The 21,726-nt window shown below is 46.5% G+C and carries 22 protein-coding genes and 1 other RNA gene; 2 read left to right on the top strand and 21 right to left on the bottom strand.

Annotated features, from left to right (window positions below; genetic code table 11):
* Positions 1-5: 5 nt before the first annotated feature.
* The 21 genes from mraY to HBAL_RS01855 all read right to left on the bottom strand — a co-directional run bounded on the left by mraY (position 6) and on the right by HBAL_RS01855 (position 19,979).
* On the bottom strand, positions 6-1,208 hold the full coding sequence (mraY, locus tag HBAL_RS01955) for a phospho-N-acetylmuramoyl-pentapeptide-transferase (RefSeq protein WP_015826242.1): 1,203 nt from the start codon (positions 1,206-1,208) through the stop codon (positions 6-8).
* A complete protein-coding gene (locus tag HBAL_RS01950; RefSeq protein WP_015826241.1) occupies positions 1,208-2,644 on the bottom strand; it encodes a UDP-N-acetylmuramoyl-tripeptide--D-alanyl-D-alanine ligase in 1,437 nt (478 codons plus the stop codon). Before HBAL_RS01950 ends, mraY begins: the two co-directional genes overlap by 1 nt.
* Complete coding sequence (locus HBAL_RS01945; RefSeq protein WP_015826240.1) at positions 2,641-4,092, bottom strand: UDP-N-acetylmuramoyl-L-alanyl-D-glutamate--2,6-diaminopimelate ligase; 1,452 nt, start codon at positions 4,090-4,092, stop codon at positions 2,641-2,643. Before HBAL_RS01945 ends, HBAL_RS01950 begins: the two co-directional genes overlap by 4 nt.
* Positions 4,089-5,768 (bottom strand): peptidoglycan D,D-transpeptidase FtsI family protein, encoded by a 1,680-nt coding sequence (locus HBAL_RS01940; protein WP_015826239.1) that lies wholly within the window; start codon positions 5,766-5,768, stop codon positions 4,089-4,091. The genes HBAL_RS01945 and HBAL_RS01940 overlap by 4 nt, the downstream gene beginning before the upstream one ends.
* Complete coding sequence (ftsL, locus tag HBAL_RS01935) at positions 5,755-6,087, bottom strand: cell division protein FtsL (protein WP_015826238.1); 333 nt, start codon at positions 6,085-6,087, stop codon at positions 5,755-5,757. The genes HBAL_RS01940 and ftsL overlap by 14 nt, the downstream gene beginning before the upstream one ends.
* On the bottom strand, positions 6,084-7,094 hold the full coding sequence (gene rsmH, locus HBAL_RS01930; protein ID WP_015826237.1) for a 16S rRNA (cytosine(1402)-N(4))-methyltransferase RsmH: 1,011 nt from the start codon (positions 7,092-7,094) through the stop codon (positions 6,084-6,086). The genes ftsL and rsmH overlap by 4 nt, the downstream gene beginning before the upstream one ends.
* On the bottom strand, positions 7,091-7,570 hold the full coding sequence (locus tag HBAL_RS01925; protein WP_015826236.1) for a division/cell wall cluster transcriptional repressor MraZ: 480 nt from the start codon (positions 7,568-7,570) through the stop codon (positions 7,091-7,093). Before HBAL_RS01925 ends, rsmH begins: the two co-directional genes overlap by 4 nt.
* 598 nt (positions 7,571-8,168) lie before the next feature.
* Positions 8,169-8,574, bottom strand: an RNA gene (gene rnpB / locus HBAL_RS16510) — RNase P RNA component class A.
* A 40-nt stretch (positions 8,575-8,614) separates the two neighbouring features.
* A complete protein-coding gene (locus tag HBAL_RS01915; protein ID WP_015826235.1) occupies positions 8,615-9,325 on the bottom strand; it encodes an N-acetylmuramoyl-L-alanine amidase in 711 nt (236 codons plus the stop codon).
* 21 nt (positions 9,326-9,346) lie between these two features.
* A complete protein-coding gene (locus tag HBAL_RS01910; RefSeq protein WP_015826234.1) occupies positions 9,347-9,700 on the bottom strand; it encodes a hypothetical protein in 354 nt (117 codons plus the stop codon).
* A 53-nt stretch (positions 9,701-9,753) separates the two neighbouring features.
* The gene (locus HBAL_RS01905; protein ID WP_015826233.1) at positions 9,754-10,533 is read right to left on the bottom strand and encodes a molecular chaperone DjiA; all 780 of its coding nucleotides are present in this window, start codon (positions 10,531-10,533) and stop codon (positions 9,754-9,756) included.
* Between the two features lie 95 nt (positions 10,534-10,628).
* Positions 10,629-11,534, bottom strand: coding sequence for an ion transporter (locus HBAL_RS01900; protein ID WP_015826232.1), 906 nt, complete (start codon positions 11,532-11,534; stop codon positions 10,629-10,631).
* An 11-nt stretch (positions 11,535-11,545) separates the two neighbouring features.
* The gene (locus HBAL_RS01895; RefSeq protein WP_015826231.1) at positions 11,546-11,824 is read right to left on the bottom strand and encodes a putative quinol monooxygenase; all 279 of its coding nucleotides are present in this window, start codon (positions 11,822-11,824) and stop codon (positions 11,546-11,548) included.
* A 63-nt stretch (positions 11,825-11,887) separates the two neighbouring features.
* Positions 11,888-12,382, bottom strand: coding sequence for a DUF4440 domain-containing protein (locus HBAL_RS01890; protein WP_015826230.1), 495 nt, complete (start codon positions 12,380-12,382; stop codon positions 11,888-11,890).
* 137 nt (positions 12,383-12,519) lie between these two features.
* Entirely contained in the window at positions 12,520-13,242 is a 723-nt protein-coding gene (locus tag HBAL_RS01885; protein WP_015826229.1) for a hypothetical protein, read from the bottom strand.
* An 18-nt stretch (positions 13,243-13,260) separates the two neighbouring features.
* Positions 13,261-13,881, bottom strand: coding sequence for a hypothetical protein (locus HBAL_RS01880; protein ID WP_233356724.1), 621 nt, complete (start codon positions 13,879-13,881; stop codon positions 13,261-13,263).
* A gap of 209 nt (positions 13,882-14,090) precedes the next feature.
* Entirely contained in the window at positions 14,091-16,745 is a 2,655-nt protein-coding gene (gene metH, locus HBAL_RS01875; protein ID WP_015826227.1) for a methionine synthase, read from the bottom strand.
* A gap of 2 nt (positions 16,746-16,747) precedes the next feature.
* A complete protein-coding gene (locus tag HBAL_RS01870; RefSeq protein WP_015826226.1) occupies positions 16,748-17,020 on the bottom strand; it encodes a hypothetical protein in 273 nt (90 codons plus the stop codon).
* Between the two features lie 12 nt (positions 17,021-17,032).
* Entirely contained in the window at positions 17,033-18,085 is a 1,053-nt protein-coding gene (locus HBAL_RS01865; RefSeq protein WP_015826225.1) for a homocysteine S-methyltransferase family protein, read from the bottom strand.
* The gene (gene metF / locus HBAL_RS01860) at positions 18,082-18,954 is read right to left on the bottom strand and encodes a methylenetetrahydrofolate reductase [NAD(P)H] (protein WP_015826224.1); all 873 of its coding nucleotides are present in this window, start codon (positions 18,952-18,954) and stop codon (positions 18,082-18,084) included. Before metF ends, HBAL_RS01865 begins: the two co-directional genes overlap by 4 nt.
* Positions 18,951-19,979: an ArsR/SmtB family transcription factor gene (locus HBAL_RS01855; protein WP_015826223.1), complete on the bottom strand. Its 1,029-nt coding sequence runs from the start codon at positions 19,977-19,979 to the stop codon at positions 18,951-18,953. Before HBAL_RS01855 ends, metF begins: the two co-directional genes overlap by 4 nt.
* Before the next feature lie 230 nt (positions 19,980-20,209).
* On the opposite strand from HBAL_RS01855, the gene HBAL_RS01850 reads away from it, so the two are divergent.
* The gene (locus HBAL_RS01850; protein WP_015826222.1) at positions 20,210-20,950 is read left to right on the top strand and encodes an MlaA family lipoprotein; all 741 of its coding nucleotides are present in this window, start codon (positions 20,210-20,212) and stop codon (positions 20,948-20,950) included.
* A gap of 36 nt (positions 20,951-20,986) precedes the next feature.
* The gene (locus HBAL_RS01845; protein WP_015826221.1) at positions 20,987-21,658 is read left to right on the top strand and encodes an MlaC/ttg2D family ABC transporter substrate-binding protein; all 672 of its coding nucleotides are present in this window, start codon (positions 20,987-20,989) and stop codon (positions 21,656-21,658) included.
* Positions 21,659-21,726: the final 68 nt, after the last annotated feature.

The following is a 21,726-nucleotide window of genomic DNA, read 5'->3' as shown; positions in this document are numbered from 1 at the left end:
TGCCATTACCTCAGTTTCAACGTGGCTAAGCCCATCAGCGCGAACACCGCTGACAAGATCCAAAAACGCACGACAACGCGGGTTTCAGGCCAACCATCTTTTTGGAAATGGTGATGTAAAGGAGCCATTTTGAAAATGCGTTTACCTTCACCGGTCAATTTACGAGTAAGTTTAAAATATCCGACCTGCATCATCACTGACATCACTTCTAATACGAATAAGAAGCCAATAATCACCAATGCAAACTCGTGTTTTACCGCGACGGCGACAACACCAAGTAATCCTCCCAAACCGAGAGATCCCGTGTCGCCCATAAACACTTTTGCTGGAAATGTATTATACCAAAGGAAGCCCATTCCAGCGCCAATAAGGGCAGACAATAAAACAGCCAACTCACCCGTTCCAGGCGTGAATTGAATTCCCAGATATTCGGCAAACACGAAGTTACCCGTTAAATATGCAATCAGTGCATACGCCATTGCCGAGAAAATCGTGGGAACGATTGCAAGACCATCAAGGCCATCTGTGAAGTTCACTGCATTTGCGAATCCAACGATCACAATCATGCCAAACGCAATAAACAAACCACCAAGCGGGAAGAAATAATCATTCACAAACGGAATAGCGACGCCGCCTGCGAAACTTTGAGGGTTGGGGTCTGCACTTGTGTGCGGCGCTAATGATGCAATCGCTTGAGATAAATCATTGAAACTACCCCAATCAGCATAACCAAGCGGTGTGTGAGCGCCATGAAGGCCCATGATAAATGCACAAGCAATCGCGGCGACAACGAACTCAACGCCCAGCCGCACAAGGCTAGATACACCATCAGTCGATTGCTTAGCGACTTTTGCGTAGTCATCGAGAAACCCCATCAAAGCAAATGATAAAGTTACAAACAGCACGACCCAAATATATGGATTGGTAAGATCGGTCCACAAAAGCGTGCCGATGAGCATAGACAGCCAGATTATAAATCCGCCCATTGTCGGTGTGCCCTGTTTCGACATTTGCGCTTCAAGGGAGAGATCGCGGATAGGTTGCCCTTTCCCCTGACGGGACCGCAACCAATTGATCATTGTGTCGCCAAACAACACACCAACCAACAAAGCTGTAAGCAAAGCACCACCAGAACGAAACGAAAGATATGTGAATAGGTTCAAAAACCCAAAGTCTTCAGCTAGAGGCGTTAAATATAGATAGAGCATTACTCGCCTCCTGTGATTGCAGCTGACATTTTTTCGTTTCTCTCTTCAGGCCCTTGGCTGAGTGCTTTCAGGGCATTTGCGACACTCGCTATACCGGATGCATTCGAGCCTTTTATCAAGACGACATCACCACTTATTAACGACTTATTAACCATTAAAACTAGTTCTTTTGAGGTTGACGCCCAGCAAACCCCCGGTTCGTTCTCATTATTACTGCAACTGTCACGCAATGGTAATAATCCATCACCTGCCAAAAAGAGCTCTGAAACACCCGCTTTGAGGATAGGATCTTTCAAATCTGCGTGTAATTTATCCGCGTCCGGCCCCAGTTCTCGCATCTCTCCGAGGATTGCTATTTTACGACCGGAACGCTGCCCCAATGCAGCAAGACCAGCGCGCATGCTTTCTGGGTTTGCATTATAGGAATCATCGAGCAGCGTAATTTCGCCAAATGGCATTTTCAGTATTTCAGCCGCACCGCGACCAGCTGGCGGTGTATAACCTTTCAGACCGTCTGCCGCTTCTTGGGCAGACATACCAGAGAGGCGACCAACCAAAATAGCAAGAACTGCATTCATGCCCCAATGATCACCAATTGCATTTAGCTGGAAAGAAACAGTCTCGCCCAGAATGTCTGCAGTGCCTTGCGAGCCATTTCCCTCTGGTTCAAAACTTATCAAGCGCGCATCAGCTTCACTTTGAGCACCACCAAAAGACAAAAGCGAGGCTGTCGGCTGGCAATCAAAGACACGTGCCTTCATATAATCAAAAAAATCATCTTCACGCGGCAGAATGGCGACACCATTAGGCTCAAGGCCACAAAAAATATCTGATTTTTCGTCAGCAACGGCTTCAATCGTTCCCATACCCTCAAGGTGAGCACCGGCAATTTTAGTTACCAACGCTATCTGCGGGCGCACCATTCTAGACCGAGGCGCAATCTCTCCCGGCGTGTTCATCCCAATCTCGAAAATAGCGCGTTTTGTATCGCGCGGCATCCGCGCCAAGGTAAGCGGCACGCCAAAGTGATTATTGAATGATTTCACATTCCAATGCGCTTTTCCTTTGGAGCGGAAAATTTGCGCGATCATTTCTTTCACGCTGGTTTTACCCACCGAACCAGTGATAGCAGCATGGATGGCTTTTGAGCGCGCACGTGCAGCTAGACCAAGATTTTCCAACGCGTGCAGCGTGTTATCTACGGTCACACATGGCACATCGCCACAATCGCTAGAGATCAACGCCCCGGCAGCACCTTTTTCGATGGCGGAAGACACATATTCATGTCCGTCACGCAGATCTTTCAGCGCAACAAACAAATCACCTTTTGCAACTTCTCGGCTATCAATGGAAATACCGGATACTTTCCAGTCTCCTGTCATCTCGCCTTTTGTGGCTGCAGCTATTTCTTTTGAGGTCCAGAGAGATTTATTCACTTTTCAGCGCCTCCCTCTATCTCAGCTAAAGCTGTCAACGCAGCTTCATGATCAGAGAATGGGAATGTTTCGCCTTTGATTATCTGACCTGTCTCATGACCTTTACCGGCAATCATGAGCACATCACCCTTTTTCAAACGGGAAATACCCTCTTTGATCGCAGCTTCACGGCCATCAATTTCCGTTGCATTGGGAGCGCCTGCCATTATTGCCGCGCGAATGGATGCTGGATCTTCCGAGCGTGGATTATCATCTGTGACGATAACTTCATCAGCATATTTTGCTGCTATTTCACCCATGATTGGACGTTTACCTGCGTCACGGTCACCGCCGCATCCAAACACACAAATCACGCGTCCAGCTGCGTGAGGACGCGCCGCACGTAACAATGTATCCAGTCCGTCAGGCGTGTGAGCGAAATCTACGAAAATTCCTGCTCCGTTTTGAGTTTCAGCAACTAATTCAAGCCGCCCCTTCACACCCTTTAGCTTTTCCATAGCGGCAAATACCGCCATTGGATCAGCACCAAGAGACAGCGCAATACCAGCCGCAGCCAAAGCATTGAGCGCCTGAAATTCACCGATCAATGGAAGATTTACGATTGTTTCTTTATCACCCTCAGGCGTTTCCCATTGCAATTGCAGTTTCTGTCCTGTGTTGCGAGGTGAAATTTCATCAATCCAAAGATGATCACCGCGCCAACCAACAGTGAATGGCTTTAAATTTGCCGCTGTCGCAATCGCCAAAGCCTTGTCTTTCATATCGCTGTCAGCATTGATTATTGCTGGTGCGCCTTCAGGAAGAAGTTCGGAAAACAGCTTCATCTTAGCAGCAAAATAGTCTTCAAAATCTTTGTGATAATCCAAATGATCTTGTGAAAGATTCAAAAAACCACCCGCAGCCAGTTGGACGCCATGCATACGATATTGCGCCAACCCATGAGATGAAGCTTCCATTGCACAATGGGTGACACCTTCATTCGCCAAAATCGCTAGAGTAGACTGCACAGCCACAGGGTCTGGTGTCGTGTGACCAAGCTCAACCGCACCGGATGGGCCGACGGCTCCCAACGTTCCAACAGATGCTGAAACATGCCCAAGCTCTGTCCATATTTGACGCAAGAAATCAACAGTAGACGATTTGCCATTTGTCCCCGTCACAGCAACCATGACTTCTGGCTGTTTATGATAAAAAGCGGCGGCAGCTTTCGCAAACGCCAAACGTGGCTCCGCGACTTTAATAGCAGGAATTTCCCATTCCCCATCACGTTCATCTGTCAAGACAGCAATCGCACCATTATCAATAGCTGCTTGAATGAAATCGCGCCCGTCAGACACTGTGCCTAGCAACGCTGCGAACACAAAGCCTGGCGCCACTTTTCGGCTATCACACGTCAGACCTGTGAATTCCCAATCTGGTGCATTGTCAAAAATTTGGCTTAGTTTCATAACGCCCTCTTATCTGAGACGGCGCGCACGCCAGACGAATTATCGGATGTCGAACGACGTTTTTCCAAAACTGGAGCAACATCTAACATTGGCGCTATCCGCGCGATTAATCGCCCTGTGAGAGGAGCCGCGTTCAACGCAGCTGTTTTTCCTTCACCTTCCAACGCTTCAGGCTCATCCAATACGATTAAAACGACATATTCAGGGCGAGATGTGGGAAAGAGCGACACAAAAGAACAGATATTTCTGTGTGGGTCATAACCATCGGGTCCCGGTTTCTCGGCAGTGCCCGTTTTTCCGCCAACTTCATAACCATAAACATCTGCTCGCGTACCTGTTCCGTCCGTGACCGTACGGCGCATCATGTCCGTAATTAAACGTGCAGTCGGCGCAGAAACCACACGCGTCCGCGCAATCTCATCTTCAGGCTCCGGTTCTACAAAGCGAGGACGAACCATCTCTCCATCATTTGCAAAAGCTGTATATGCAGCCGCCAATGCCAACGGAGACACGGCAAGCCCATGCCCATATGAAATAGTAGCCCCAGTTAACTCATCCCATTCTACAGGCAAGATTGGCGCAGCAGCCCCCGGATAAACAACTTGCGGACGCGACAACAAGCCTACTCTGTCCAAGAATTCTTTGTGTTGACGCAGTCCCAATAATTGCTCGATTTTCACCGTTCCCACATTGGAAGAATGCACAATGATATCCGTCACACTCGCAATTGAGCTGATTGGATGACGATCACGCACAGTCACAGCGCCGATTTGGATATTTTGAGCGACATTGAATGTTTCAGATGGACGCAATACACCCGCATCAAGAGCAGCAGCAACAGTTAGTGGTTTAAAAACAGAACCAAGTTCAAAAACAGCACCCATCGCACGATTTAAGCGCTGATCACCAGTCATATCGCCGGGACGGTTTGGATCAATGGCTGGCCAAGATGCAATCGCGCGAACCGCACCGGTTTTCGCTTCAATAACGACTCCGGCCGCGCCTTTTACGTGAAAAGCTTCAGCCGCAAATTTCAATTCATCTTCTAAGGCAAATTGTACGCCGGTATCGATGGTCAACTTAAGCGGCTTACCACCCGCCGCTAAGCGATCTTGATGAGCGAGCTCTAGCCCAGCAATGCCTTGTGAATCGACATTTGTAAAACCAATCAAATGTCCAGCAAGCGCGCCGCCAGTATAGATACGTTGCACTTCTTTTTCAAAACGCAGACCCTCAAGCCCTAAATCATAAACAGCCTGACGCTGACGCGGAGATACTTTACGGCGTATCCAGACAAATTTGCGGTTGGGGTCCTCTAAACGGGCAATCAATTGGTCGACATCTAAATCTTCAAATACTGTCGCAAGACCTTCGGCCACTTCGCGCGCATCCCAGATTTCCTGAGGTGCTGCGGCAAGGCTATCAATTGTCAACGAAGTTGCGAGCAACTCCCCATTTCGGTCCACAATATCAGACCGTTGTGCTGCAACATGTACACTTTTTTCAGCAACGCTTGCCTCATGCGTTCCGCCCATTGCAACCACGGAGGCACGCCATGTGACAACACCAAACATCAACGCAATCACACCCGCAACCATAATGGCCCGCAGCGCAGCCCAACGATCGCCTGCACCATCAAGATTAAGAGAATGAAGGAAGGAATTACTCAGCCGCATCCTGCCCCTCCACTAATGCAGCTGCATCATCACTCGCGCTCTCGGCAAGCGTTGCTTGCAGCGCCGCTTCACCCTTTAATTGCTCAGGACGCACAGGCCCCATTCCAAGTTTTTCTGCCGCCAATGGCCCAATACGCTCAGGACGAGACAAGTGCGCCTCTTCCGCTTTCAGCACGCGCAATTCTTCTTTTGCCGCCGCTATCTGCTGCTCAAGTTTCTGGATTTTAATTTCAGATGCTTGCGCCCCTTCTTTTGCTCGGTAAACCGAAACAGCCAGAAGGGCGATAACGACAAAGGAAATTGCAAATAAGCGCTTCATTCTGCTAGCAGCGCCTCCAATACATCTAATGAAGGGATACGAGAATTTAAGCCACTTTTCTCCCCCCATGTTGGTGCATCTGTTCGAATCGCCCAGCGCAATTTAGATGATCGCGAACGAGGGTTGCCTGCGACTTCCTCATCCGTTGGGTCTATCGCTTTGCGCGCAACAAGCTCAAATGTAGGTGATTTTCCAGCAGGCGCTTCTGGCGCATGACGAGAGCCGCCCCCCATTGCACCGCCGCGTTCCCGAAGGAATGTTTTAACTATTCGATCTTCAAGTGAGTGAAATGTAACAACCACCAAACGACCGCCTGACGTGATTATTTCTTCACTGGCGACCAGTGCACGCACCAACTCACCAAGCTCATCATTCACATAAAGGCGCAGCGCTTGAAATACACGTGTTGCGGGATGAGTCTTCTTACCGCGACGACCACCCACACTGGATTCAATCAAGTTTGCCAAATCTAAAGTGCGTGTAAATTTTTCTTCGTCCCTGCGCTTCACGATAAATTTTGCAATGCGGCGAGATGCTGGCTCTTCACCATAAAAATGGAAAATAGATGCAAGATCTTTTTCAGATAGCAAATTCACAGCATCTGCAGCTGAAGGGCCGTGCTGTTCCATTCGCATATCAAGAGGGCCATCGCGCATAAAAGAAAAACCGCGTTCGGCTTGGTCTATCTGATAAGATGAAACACCCAAATCAAGCATAACGCCGTCAACATATTCATGACCGGCTGCACGGGCCGCTAGATCAAGTTCTCCAAAACGTCCCGGAGCGGGCTTCAATCGAGGGTCTTTACCTGCATGATCCCAAGCGCGTTGCATCGCATCTGGATCTCTGTCCACCGCCAAAACAGTACAATCAGCAACAGCCATCACGGCACGCGAATAACCGCCACCACCATAAGTGCCATCGATATAAACACGACCATCTGTTGGAGCCAAAGCTTCAACAACAGGTTCTAGTAAGACAGGAATATGAGTACCTTCTTGGGTCACGCCACATCCTCATCATCAAAGTCAAAATCAATATCGGCCGCCTCGATCAAATCGCCGCTTTCCGCTGCAAGCTCCATAAATTCAGCTCGCTTCTCTTCTAAGCGCTCTTTTGACCAAATCTCAAAACGTTCTCCAAGACCAACAAACGCAACTTCCCCAGTAATACCGGCAGCATCTACAAATTTTTGAGGGAGAACGACACGGCCACCAGCCCCATCAAACTGAAGCTCTTTACACTCCCCGAGAATACCATATTCCAGCGCCTGACGACGCGGATCCATCGGCTTCATCTTACGGATTGATTTGTAAAGGCTATTCACCAGTTTTTTACTCCCGCCTTCTAAACAGTTTTTACTTTTACCAAATGACGGCCAGACGCAGATGAAATCATCACCACCCAAAGCTTTACGAAACGAAGCGGGTACGGATACCCGATTTTTCGCGTCGATCTTACTTTCATAGGTGGAAAGAAACATGCCCCGTCGGTAGCCCTGATAAAGTGATAAAAATTTGCTCTTATACGCGAGCGGTACTCATCACTTCAGGAACAACAGCCCCGCCCCAAAGTGATGTATAGGGATACCATGGGAATTGTTGGGACGTCGACCCTCTAAACCATTTATTAACTTTATTTAGCGCAGAACATTACGCATACATAATGAGAACATGTACTATTATCTGTGAATAGCTTGTGAAAAACCGGTCGAGCAACGTCAAAACCAAACCCAAATTCTCATTTTGAAACACTCTGGCAATGAAAGTGAATTCAAGACAAACAGCTCGCCTAAAAGAAGAAAAAATCAATATACATAGCAATTTTATACAAAAAACCACTACATACAGTAGAAGGTGTGCTCTACACCCATACACACTTCTACATCACCCCACACATTCCCATAAGAATTCCCACAAAATCCCAACACAATAAGAATGTTCTTATTTTAAATTTCCAAAATATTTTAAGAAAATGCAGCTTGACTCATGTGCGAACAAAGCTCTCCAATCTGAACATTAAAGAGATGCACATAAATTACTCAGCAACAGCCCGTTACACCCTATGGCGACGGCTAATTGCTGACTAGATGGCCTATAAGCCGGGTTCTGTCCCCCAACCCAAATTTCTTTGGAATGAGTGAGCGACCATTCATCTAGGATGATCTTTGCAGATCACCTCATGCGACCAACCCGAACAGCACGCAGAAACGCATGTGGAGACTAAACTCCTTCTGTTCCTATTCGGTCTTGCTCCAAGCGGGGTTTACCTTGCCAGTCTTGTTGCCAAAACCGCGGTGCGCTCTTACCGCACCCTTTCACCCTTACCATCAGCCAAAGCATCCGGCGGTTTACTTTCTGTGGCACTTTCCCTCAAGCCAAACACCAATGTGCATATAACTTGGGCGGGCGTTACCCGCCGCCTTGTTTCTGTGGAGCCCGGACTTTCCTCTCGCAATAAATTGCCAGCGATCGCTTAGCCACCTAGTCAGATGGCTCTGTTACCAAATGCATTTTGGAAAAGCTAGCTAAATTGTATTCTCTCGATAGATGCTGGCAATCTGAGCCACGCGACACAAAGTCTCTAAGCACGGCTCTCCCGTGACGTTATCCTGCATCCACCTCTGTTGGAACGCCCTTATAACGCAAGTAATTTCTTGATCAGAAGGAGAAGCATTTAGGCCGTAACCAATTTCAGCGAGAAGCTCAACACTCCCAACGCTTAAGGCCTTTTTGCTTTCATCAGGCCATAAACCAATACCGGCATGCGCCAATTTTTCCCAAGGAAATTTTTCACCTGGGTCATCCTTACGCCCCGGCGCAATATCGGAATGACCCACAATATCAGACTGTAATATTTGATGACGAGACAACACGTCTCGACAAAGAGCGATGACAGCATCAATCTGAATTTCAGGAAAATCTGGCAAACCATAATCATGGCCGCCATTCACAATCTCTATTCCAATGGAGCGCGAATTTATATCATCCAAGCCTCTCCATGTCCCGACACCAGCGTGCCAAGCTCTTTTGCTTTCATCCACTAGCTGAAAGATGCGGCCATCTTCCTCAACCATATAATGCGCAGCAACTTTCGCTTCAGGATCACACATACGCCCTAAAGCGGCCTGCCCTGTCTGCATGCCAGTATAATGCAAAACGAGCATCGACAATGGTTGTCGACGCTCGTCAAAATTGACACTTGGTGCCTGTATTATTGTCTCACGAATTAAAGCCAAAGCCAGTTAGCCTTATAATTCTTAATCAGGCTCGATAACCCAGCCATTTGCTGTTTTATGTGCTTCCAGCGTTTCGCCAGCTGCTTTGGAATTTTTTGTCCGTGTTGCCCCTGTGAATATCCGCTCAGTACCACCAGTTTTAGGTCCTGTGTTTTGGTGCTGATATTTAGATCCACGCATGATGCGCACACCAAAATTTAGAAACAAAGCCGCCACTGCAATCAAAACGCCAATGACTGTTGTCGCAAGCAACGCAGCACCAGCGGCAAAAACAACAAAAAAGCCAAATCCCGCACGCGCGAACCACGCACTAATACGCCGGATATAATAAGCTATTTTTGAGAAGAAATCATTGTTTGATGCAGATAGGGTCATTTATGGTCTCTGAGTTGGGGATACAGATAAGATGTGTGCTCAAAGGCAGTTCGTCAATCGGGGCTTATGAGAATTCCTCTTTCTGCGCGAATTCTTGCAAAAGCAGAAGTAATTGCAGCCGCTTTTTCATGCGCAACTGCCTCATAATCATCAGACGCTTTCTTTGTGGCAACAATACGATCAGGATGATGATCCATCATTAATTGTCTATAAGTTTTTCTGACCTCATCGTAATCGGCATCATGCGTAAGCCCGAGCACAATATATGGGTCATCTTTTTCGCTACCCATGTGAGTTGCCTGAATACGTCTGAAGTCATCATCAGAGAAGCCAAATGCATCTGATACAGATTTTAGATATTCAAGCTCTTCCAGCGTCATGATTTTATCAGCGAGCGCTATTTGGAACAGTCCGTCTAATATACCTTCGAGCAAACAAGGACGATCACCATAACGCCGCGCGATCTGCTTGGCATAAGATTCATAACCACGCACAGTCTGCCGCGCGAGATTGAAGACACGCCTTACAGAATCTTGATCCTCTGGAGCCGCGCGGAAAACACGAGAAAAAGTCTCCACTTCATCCTCAGTTACCAAGCCATCAGCTTTTGCCAATTTTGCGCCCAATCCAACGATTGCTGCTGTAAAACTAACATCACCCGGATCAGGTCCGCACACCGCATCAGCGCGCATAATCGCTTTTCCAGCGGTATGGCTCTTAGCGGGTTTCATATTTCCACATCGTGCAAGCGTCATCGTTCCTGAACTTGAAATGTTCGACGTAGGCGCGAATAAAGTGTGGGCTATGCTCGCGAGGCGAGTCCAAATACTCATACTGTTAGTATGCCTGAATTTTGCAAACTATTGAAGGGGTGCTCACGTTTTATTGATAAACGAGATGTCGCACCCTAAAAGCGATAGTGTAACGCTTACTTTTTAGGTATCCCAACACTCCTCAGAGCCTCTGCATTATCAGATACAGCATCTTTTAACTCTGCCATTTCCTCACGCATGGATTTTATCAACAGCACAAGCTCATCATGATCTAGCTGAGCTTCATGCTGGCCTTCTCGCAACTCTTCAGCGGCATCCTCAATCTCTTGCACCTCTTCACGAACATTCTCGTTCAGCGATTCAACAATAAGCGCCATAAACAAATTCAAGACCGCAAAACTAGCCAGAATAATATATGTCAGGAAAAACACCCACGCATAAGGATGGCCCGCATCCATGACAGGCTGCACGACTTCCATGCGCCAACCATCCATTGTCATCACCTGAAACAAAGACAAGGCACTCTTTGGAAGGGAACCAAAAAGATCTGGATTGGATTCAGCATAAAGCGTCGTCGCCATAACGGCGGCCACATAAACCATCAATCCCAGCACGGCGAGAATGGCTCCCATGCCCGGAATTGCCTTCAACAATGCCTCGACGATACGGCGCAACATTGGCACCACAGAAATCAATCGCAACACACGCATGACACGCATTGCACGCAAGACCGACATTGCACCCGCACCGGGGAAAAGCGCGACAGACACAATCACCAAGTCAAAGACATTCCAACCGCTATGAAAAAAGCGCCAGCGATACGCGATTAGTTTAAGTCCGATTTCTAGTACAAAAACGCTAGTCACAGCGCCATCGAATAAAATCATCGCCTGCATCATCGCAGGTGGCCAGACATCATATGTGCCCATACCAAGCGTAATCGCATTCAATACGATGACTGTCGTGATGAAAGGCGCAAACCATTTATGCTCAACAACAGAAGCCGCCCACTTACGCAGACCTATCAAATTGTCATCCGCAACCAAATCTTCGCCGTTCATTTAATAGAAACTCACTCTACTGGATTAGTTGTTGCGACACGCTCCATGCCCGCAATTAATGGTCGCCCCTTACCGATCGCAGCCTGAACAGCCGGAAGCTGCAAGGAGGCTTCATGATTGCTTTTATCCAACCAAACCTCTGTAATCCAGAGCAAATCACTCTCTTCTGTGCATTTTGCGATCGTATAGCTCACACATCCCGGCATATTTTTAGTGCCCTCTACAAGAATGCTCGCCAATTCATCACTTTTACCCGCCACAGCGGTTATTTTGCCAATCAATCCGTACACGTCCAACACCCTATAAATATGTATGACAGCCTTAATTGCTTTATCAAAACCAAAATAGAATTTTTACGAAGTATGATCAGAAACCACCAGCCATTTTCCATTTTGTTTCTCTAAGATGAGCGTAAATAACCCGCCCGCATCGCCAGCTTCAGGGCGGGTCAGATACCAACGCCCAAAAACAGTCGCATCAGTTTCAGTAAACAGCTTGAATTCTTGAATTTCTAGAGAGATTTTTCCCATTTTTTCAGGACTGTCATAACGAGATTTATATCTTTCAAGTGTCTCATTAAATCCCCAAGTGATATTGTCACCGGATGCAAAACGTAGATCTTCTGACGGCAAATAACCTTCCATAAAACCGTCAATATCTCCCTTATTCCAAGCAGCATCCTGCTTAGCAAGCAGAGCGCGAATATCATATTCGGCTTGTTTTTCAATTTTCGCGAATGCGGCCAAGCGCTCTTGCTCAAGCACAGCAGGGTCAGGTGCAGATGCACATCCGCCTAGTATAGCAAACCCTAGAAAAATTGACCCCAAAATCAAAGATGCACGCTTCATGAAAAATCCCCTCTTCACATAATAAAGAGAGGATAAACGGAGTTTGGGTATAAAGGCTAGCATTCAATCTATTTTTGCCGACCAGTAGAATTTATCGCTGCACAAAATGCCACGCAACAGCACGTAATGATATACATTTATTCAATTCGCACTTTCAGGCCATAACGCTCTTGAACAACTGGTTTTCCATCTACAATTTTAGGTGCAAACAACATTTTCGGAATATGTTTGATCAGAGAAGCCTGCACTTCATTCTGATCGCATTTCGCCTCCACTGAGATCGGTTGACCATATTCACTAATTGCAAAATTCACTTCACATAGTGTCGTTGGAACTTTTCCAGCATAATTTCTATTGTCAATAAAATCCTTATACACGTAGTGTAATGTTCGGTCCCGTATAGCAAAAGCATCTCTGTCAGCTACTTCAATATCAGCATCATGCGCGGCTTTATTTTCATCGACCCATTGGATTAATCGATCAAAAAAATTAACATCTTCTCCCTTTTTCTTGAGATGCTTACGCATGACAGGAAGAAACCCCTGAGCGCTAGAAAAATCCCTCAAGGCAACTGCTGATTTATAACCGATATCAGCAATTTCATAACGTTGCTGACAACCTAATTTGTTATCCATCAACTCACTCGCCAACGCATTGGCGCCTTTAAAGTCTTTGCTAGAATGCGCCTCCTTAAGCGCATTTTCAGAATCCTCGATATCTTTATTGGAACTAAAATTCATACATTTAGATTTCGACCAATCCTTCGTCACTGCCTGATTATTTGCATCAGCAACAGCCTCAGACTCTATTCCCATTACCAATATGGCAGCACTCATTCCAATACAAAATAGTAACTTCATATCCCCCCCACAGAACACTTATTGGTTCATAACCAACTCAAACGGGTACATCACTTCTTTTGTTTTAACGGCAACGCCACCCTCATAGCGCGGCGAGAAACGCACGCTGGCTAATGCTTCAACCATAGCTTCTTCAAACTTATCGAAACTACATTTCGCGACTAAGTTCTCCGGCTTCCCTTCCTCGGTCAGATCAAGAAAAACATAGCACATTGCATTTCCAGAGTAAGAACTTGCCGTTCTTTTGAGTTTCCAAACGGAAGGCTTCTTTATTTCGTACTCATCTCGATCAAGTGCGCCAATCAAAGCATCCGCCTTAGCTTGAGCATCTCTCTCGACATATGATTTATACTGCCATTCACCTGCGAGTAATTTTGTTTTGAATTTTGAGATGCTCTCAATTTGATAAGGTTTTAACCCTTTAAGGTTCAAGGACTTATCTAAAATTTCAACAGCCGTATCTATCTTCCCCTCGCTTGCGAAAATGACAGATTTATATCTTTGTAAAGTCAACCATTCCCAACAAGTTGCTCCAAAGCCTTCCAAAGGTGCGGTTGCATCATAAGCACCTTGCCAGTCTTTGGCCTCCAGCTTTTCATGAATTTTTCCAAGTTGATAAATAATTTCCCAACGCGCCAAATCAGGACTACAAGTTTCCTCAAAGGCCATCTTGGTTACATCTGGCTTCTGAGACTTAGCTGCGTATGCAACATTTCCCGAAAAGCAAACAATGCTAAAAAACAAAGTTATTACAAATTTCATTTTATGCCCTCCAACCAATCTCAGCCGAGCATTACACACGCAGAAATGGCATTCAAGCTGGAAGGCAGTTTTTTTAATCCATGCGTTTAAAGCGCATTTGCATCATAGTTAAGGATAGGGCCCAGCCAACGCTCAGCTTTGGAAAGGTCCCAACCTTTACGCTCGGCGTAACTTTCAACCTGATCTTTTTCGATGCGGCCAACTGCAAAATAAGCACTTTCGGGATGCGCAAAATAAAGACCAGACACAGAAGCAGGCGGGTTCATTGCGTAAGATGTCGTCAACTCAACACCTGCTCGCTCTGTTGCCTCCAGCAAATTAAAGAGCGTCTCTTTTTCAGTGTGATCAGGCTGAGATGGATAACCAGGCGCTGGACGAATACCGTCATATGCTTCTTTAACCAACGCTTCATTGTCGAAGGCTTCATCGGGTGCATATCCCCAAATAGATTTACGCACACGCTCGTGCAGCATTTCGGCGAAAGCTTCGGCAAAACGGTCCGCCAGAGCTTTGACCATAATGGATGAGTAATCATCACCGGCATCGACAAATTCTTTGGCTTTTTCAAGTTCGCCATGACCAGCAGTCACAACAAAGCCACCCATCCAATCAGCGCCCTCACCCTGAGGTGCGATAAAGTCAGAAAGTGCCGTTTGGCCGCGATCATTATCTTTGATCATTTGCTGGCGGATAGAGAAGAAACGCGCCGCCTCTTCGTCACGCTCTTCTGAATTCCAGACGATAATATCATCACCATCTGCATTGGCAGGCCAAAGCCCGACAACGCCTTTACACGTGAGCCATTGTTCTCCGATCAAACGCTGCAACATGGCCTGCGCATCTGCCCAGAGTGTGCGGGCTGCTTCGCCGCGTTTTTCATCTTCCAGAATTGCAGGGTAAGAGCCTTTCAAATCCCAACTCATGAAAAATGGCGTCCAATCAATATAACGCGCCAATTCAGCAAGATCGACATCATCAATTGTTGTCAAACCCGGCTTAAGCGGTTTAGGCGGCGTATAGCTAGACCAATCAATCTTTGTGTTATCCTTGCGTGCATCTTCGATCGGCATACGCGGTTTAGCTTTGCCACCAGAGCGGCGCTCGCGAATGCTTGCGTATTTTGCTTTTGCTTCTTCCCAATAAGCCGGACGATCGTCATCGGACAAAAGCTGGCCCACAACAGGCACGGCGCGGCTGGCGTCAAGCACGTGAATAACTGGCGCACGGTTAAATACTGGCTCAATCTTCACAGCCGTGTGCGCTGGACTTGTCGTTGCCCCACCAATCATGAGCGGTAAACTCATCTCGCGGCGCTGCATCTCCGCAGCCACAAATACCATCTCATCAAGTGACGGCGTGATCAGTCCCGAAAGCCCAATAATATCAACTTTCTGCTTGATAGCTTCCTCAAGAATTTTCTCGGCTGGCACCATCACGCCAAGGTCAATAATCTCATACCCATTACAGGCAAGCACGACACCCACAATATTCTTACCAATATCGTGAACATCACCCTTAACGGTCGCCATCAAGACCTTACCGTTGGACTCATCTTGTGTGCCAAGCTCTTCTTTTTCTTTTTCCATAAAAGGAAGCAAATGCGCGACGGCAGCTTTCATCACGCGAGCAGATTTCACAACCTGCGGCAAGAACATTTTACCAGCACCAAACAGGTCACCCACAACATTCATCCCGTCCATTAATGGACCTTCAATGACATGGAGTGGACGATCAAAACCCAATCGGGCTTCTTCAGTATCTTCAACAATAAATTCAGTGATACCGCGCACCAATGCGTGCTCGATACGTTTTTCAACAGATTGCTCGCGCCAAGACATATCTTTGACGACTTCCGCACCTTTTTGTCCGCGATACTTTTCAGCAAGATCAACAAGACGTTCCGTACTATCAGCACGGCGGTTTAATATAACGTCTTCAACAGCCACGCGAAGATCAGCATCTATATTGTCATAAATATCAAGCTGGCCTGCATTTACGATCCCCATATCCATGCCTGCTGGAATGGCGTGATATAAGAAAACAGAGTGCATTGCGCGGCGCACTGGTTCATTTCCACGGAAGGAGAATGATACATTTGAAAGCCCGCCCGAGATGTGACAACCCGGACACTCTTTACGAATCCGACGCGTTGCTTCAATAAAATCAACAGCGTAATTATTGTGCTCTTCAATACCTGTTGCGACCGCAAAAATATTAGGGTCGAATATGATATCGTTTGGATCAAACCCAACTTTTTCGGTCAGAACTTTATAAGCGCGCACACAAATCTCGACCTTACGGTCTTCTGTATCAGCCTGCCCCACTTCATCAAAAGCCATGACAACAGCAGCAGCACCATAGGACTGCACTTTGCGCGCCTGCTCGATGAATTGAGCCTCACCCTCTTTCAAGGAAATCGAGTTTACAACCGCTTTACCCTGCACACATTGAAGGCCCGCTTCGATCACATGCCATTTAGACGAGTCTATCATGATAGGAACGCGCGCAATATCAGGCTCAGCGGCGATCAGATTAAGAAATGTCACCATAGCCTTTTGGCCATCAAGCATTCCTTCGTCCATGTTGATGTCGATGATCTGCGCACCGTTTTCAACTTGCTGGCGCGCAACATCTACTGCCGTCGCATAATCATCATCTAAGATGAGCTTTTTAAAACGGGCAGAACCAGTCACATTGGTACGCTCACCAATATTGACGAAAGTGGCTGTAGTATCGGTCATATTTATTTCTTCTCAATTTCGTCATCGGGCTTATCAGAAGGACGCTTATCTTCCGGCCCATAATTACCTAGCGCTTGAACAAATGACACCAGCGCCATGACTGCCGCAAAACCAGCGATGATCACTTTCATCGTGTATGAAATATCAAATTTCTCGGCACTCGTATAAACTGCAACGGCTGCAACAAACCAAGCAAGCGCAACCGTAATTCGAAAAACGAAACGACCGATTTTAGCTTCACCAGATTGTAAATTGTCCGATTGTTGATCAGTCATTTCAAATGCTCTCTAGGCCAAAACAAACGGCTCAAGTCCAGACAAACGCATAGCCGGATCAATACTTGGTATTTTTCGCGGCGCGCTCGATTTTACGGCTTTTGCAATTGCTTCAATGTGTGCAGGCGTTGTCCCGCAACATCCGCCAAGAACATTGACGATACCATCTTGCGCCCAAGCTTTTAGGTGTACAGCTTGCTCGTCCGGTGTCACATCATACTCCCCGAATTCATTGGGTAAACCAGCATTTGGATAAGCCAACACGCGTGTATCAGCGACCCTAGACAGCGCGACCACATACTGACGCATGAGATCAGCACCCAAGGCACAATTTAATCCAATCGCCCACGGTTTTGCATGACGCACAGAATACCAGAATGCTTCCGTTGTCTGTCCCGATAATGTTCGTCCTGAGGCATCTGTGATCGTGCCTGACAACACAATCGGACGGCTCTCACCAGACTCAAATTCCCAATCTTTCACCGCTTTGATAGCAGCTTTTGCATTGAGGGTATCAAACACCGTTTCAATCAAAAACACATCTGAAAACTCAGCCATTGCGGCGATCTGTTCCTGATACGCTTTAGCAACATGTTCAAACGTGACTTCACGAAATCCTGGGTCATTCACATCGGGAGAAAGTGACAAGGTTTTGTTTGTCGGCCCAATCGCAGACCAGACAGCTTTGGGCGCATCTTCAGTTTCAAATTCATCTGCAACTTCACGCGCAATTTTCGCACCTTCACGCGCAATTTCTGCAGCAAGGGATTCCAATGCGTAATCAGCTTGCGCAATTGTGGTAGCTGAAAATGTGTTGGTTTCCGCTATATCCGCACCAGCATTAAAATAACGGCGATGCACTTCTTTCACCACGTCAGGTTTTGTTAAATTCAGTAGATCATTATTTCCTTTGAGGAAGCGATCCACATCTTTAAACTGCGCACCACGAAAATCTTCTTCAGTCAGCTTAAATGTCTGAAGCTCTGTTCCCATTGCTCCATCGAGAATAAGCACACGCTCATTCGCAATTTTGGTGATTTTTTCTAATCTTTGTTCGCGATTCATGCGCTTATGCCCTTGCTTGGCTTCACACCTAATAGACGACATGTCGCCAAAGACAGTCCCGCCCTATTCATGGTGTAAAAATGGAAATCTTTAACGCCTTCATCAACCAACTTATTGCAAAGTTCGGCCGTCAAATGAGCGGTCACCAAATCTCTTGTTTCAAGATCATCGTCTAACCCTTCATATAGTTCGGCATATTTGGGCGGCAAATAGGCACCGCACATTTCAGCCATACGCGCCAAACCCTTAAAGTTGGATTGCAACATAATGCCCGGCACAATTGGCTTATCCATACCAGCAGCTTCTGCTTTATCCCGAAAACGCAAAAATGTTTCTGGTTCGAAGAAAAATTGCGTGATCGCACGGTCAGCGCCCGCATCAAACTTGCGTTTAAGATTGGTCAGCTCGTCCTGCAAACTGCGCGCTTCAGGGTGAGACTCAGGATAGCAACCGACGGAAATATCAAAATCTGCAATTTCTCTAGCGCCTTGAATGAGATCAGATGCATAAGCATAACCATCTTCATGAGGGGTATATTTGGCACCAATGCCTTCAGCAGGATCTCCTCGCAATGCGACGATACTCGTAACACCGCGCTCCCAATAGCTTTGCAGAACTTCATTCACTTCAGCCTTGCTGGCTGCCACACAAGTAATATGGCCTGCTGCTTTGATGGAGTGAGACGTGTCAGCAGCGATTTTGCCAACGACATCTAGTGTCCGCTCACGGGTAGAACCACCAGCGCCATATGTCACCGATACAAATTTAGGCTGTAAGGGCGAAAGCCGATGAACAGAATCCCATAACCGGTTTTCAACCGCATCTGATTTTGGCGGAAAAAATTCAAAAGATATATTGAGATTGCTCACGCGTTTAATTCCTTAGAGTCCAAATGTTCAGTAGGCATAATTGGAACGATTGGTGATGTTGATTTATTTGCAGTCCAAATATTGACCGCAATTCCTGCTTGTTCTTGTTTCAATGTCGTAGTCGGAGCATCAAATCGTCGCGTAGGACCAACAATCAATCCAGCCCCTTCGCACCAATCTGCGAAATAATCGTCAGAGAAACCTAAATGACGATGCGCCTGATCTCGTCGCAAATACTCCAAATCATGTGGTGCAAAATCGACGACTAACAACAATCCATTCGGCATTAGTAATCGACTTGCTTCTTGAATCGCCCTTTCTGGCTCATCAAGAAAATGCAGAACTTGGTGAATAATGACGAGGTCCGCACTATTATTATTAAACGCGGTTTGCGTTGCATCTCCATGCCGGACATCGACATGAGAAAATTTCTCATCTGATAAATTTGAGCGCGCTATGGTCAACATTTGATGAGACAAATCTATACCATCAGCAGACTTCGCAAATGGCGCAATCAACGACAGCATACGTCCCGTACCTGTGCCCATATCAATGATGTGCTCAAAAGGTCCTTGGCCAATCTCGTCTAACACGGCTGCTTCAATATCCGCTTCTGGATAATGCAATGCGCGAATAGCGTCCCATTCTTTGGCAGAACGTTCAAAGAATTCACCGGCCTCTTTTTGACGAGCCGCACGAATTTCTTCAAGACGCACAAAATCTCTTTGTAGTCCGTCACCTTCTAGATCAATAAGCTTCAATATGGAATCAACGAGATCTCGCCCTACACCTTTGCGAGGCAATTTATAAAATACCCAAGCTCCTTCCGGCATACGTTCGACAAGACCTGCGGAAGTCAAAAATTTCATGTGGCGCGACAAACGGGGCTGGCTCTGCCCGAGAACTTGTGCAAGTTCTCCAACCGACAATTCCCCACGGCTAAGCAGTGCCAACACGCGCGCGCGTGTGGTTTCACCTGCAGCCCTAAGGCAATCCACCATATTATCTATGTATATTTTATCCATATGATCATATAAACATATCTTTATATGATCATTCAAGCGATATTATTGGTTTTTACAAAAACAAAATTGTATCGCGCTTGCGTTTTAACCCACCAACAACTATTTTAGAATAATCGTTCTATTTATTGTGACCTTTATGAAACAACGTGAGAAGAGATGCAGTTAAGACTATTGAATTTCGATATCAATAGACTCATATGCGAGCCTAGATGTGAGGGGAATTTCGCGAAATGAATAAATATGTATGCGTTTCAGCCTTAGCGTTCATTGGAATAACAGGCTGTGCATCTGCGGATGGCAATTTATCATCAGACGCAAATGACCCATTCGAGGGCTTTAACCGTAAAATGTTTGAAGTCAACAATACGTTAGACAAAGCTATTCTGGAACCGGCTGCCAAGGGATATCGGGCAATCACAACAGAAGATATTCGCGAAGGTGTCTCGAACGCACTGTCTAATCTACGAGAACCTGTCACATTCGCCAACGAAATTCTACAAGGCGACCTCGTCGCAGCCGGCGAAACAGCGGGTCGTTTTGCCATGAACTCTACATTGGGCGTCGCAGGCTTTGTAGATGTCACAGGAAGCTTTGGCGTCAAACGTACAAAAGAAGATTTTGGTCAAACTTTGGGTAAATGGGGCGTTTCAGGCGGCCCCTACCTTGTATTGCCGGTCTTAGGGTCTACCAACCCTAGAGATTTGTTTGGAAAAGGCGTTGATAGCGCATTGCAACCTCTCAATTATGCACAATTTGAGGGTGATTCAGAATTTAGAATAGCCAAGTCGGTCATTGGTACAGTGTCAGCACGAGAAGCTTTCATAGAAACTATTGATGAGCTGAAAGAACAACAAGCCGATCCATATACTGCTGTAAGGCGAATTTATGACCAAACTAGGGATGCTGCGATAAGAAATGGGCAAGAAAACCCCAATGCATACGAAGATTTGCCTAGTTATGATGAATATTAAAGATACACACAATTGAAGGCCTCCGGGAGGGCTGCAATGCATATACTAAAAAAGATCACTACGATCGCACTCGCCACGACTATGTTCGTTGGTGCAGCGTGGGCTGACGCAAACTCCGAAGCCTTTGTTGAAGAAAATGCGAACGCTGTTCTTCACACACTCAACCAACCAGAATTGACTGAGGCCGATCGCACAGCTCAATTCAACCTCTATATGAATACATTTGCGGACATGGACAAAGTCGCCCGTTTTGCTGTTGGCCGCTATGGTCGTCAGTTTTCGGATGCTGAATTCAAGGCCTATTCTGATGCCTTCATTACATATGCACTCGCTGTATACGAAGTTCAGCTCGACCGTTTCCGTGGTGAAGAAATTGAAGTAGTAGGCTCTGTCGATCTTCGCCCAGGTGATTCAGTTGTTAAAACACGTATATTGGCAACAAATGACAATAAAAAATTCAATGTCGAATGGCGTGTACTGAAAGATAAAGATTCAGCGAACTATCAAGTCCTAGACGTTGCTCTCAATATCGAAGGCAGCCAAATCTGGCTTGCCCAAGAACAAAGAGCGCAATTTGTGTCTTTGCTGGATAGATCCAACGGAAACGCGGAAGTCCTCATCGAGCGTATCAATTCGATGACCGAAAAACTGAAAAATGAAAAAGAATTGGCTAAGAACCAGCTAAAGCTGACGGGTGATGAAAGCTAACAAAAGCCAGTCATAGCCTTTACCAGCTATAGATCTATCTCGATCTAAAACATTAGCCTTCGCAATTT

Origin of the sequence: Hirschia baltica ATCC 49814, assembly GCF_000023785.1 — a bacterium.
Taxonomy (GTDB): Bacteria; Pseudomonadota; Alphaproteobacteria; order Caulobacterales; family Hyphomonadaceae; genus Hirschia; species Hirschia baltica.
The sequence above is the reverse complement of the archived record's forward strand: the minus strand, read 5'-3'. Positions and strand labels throughout refer to the sequence as shown.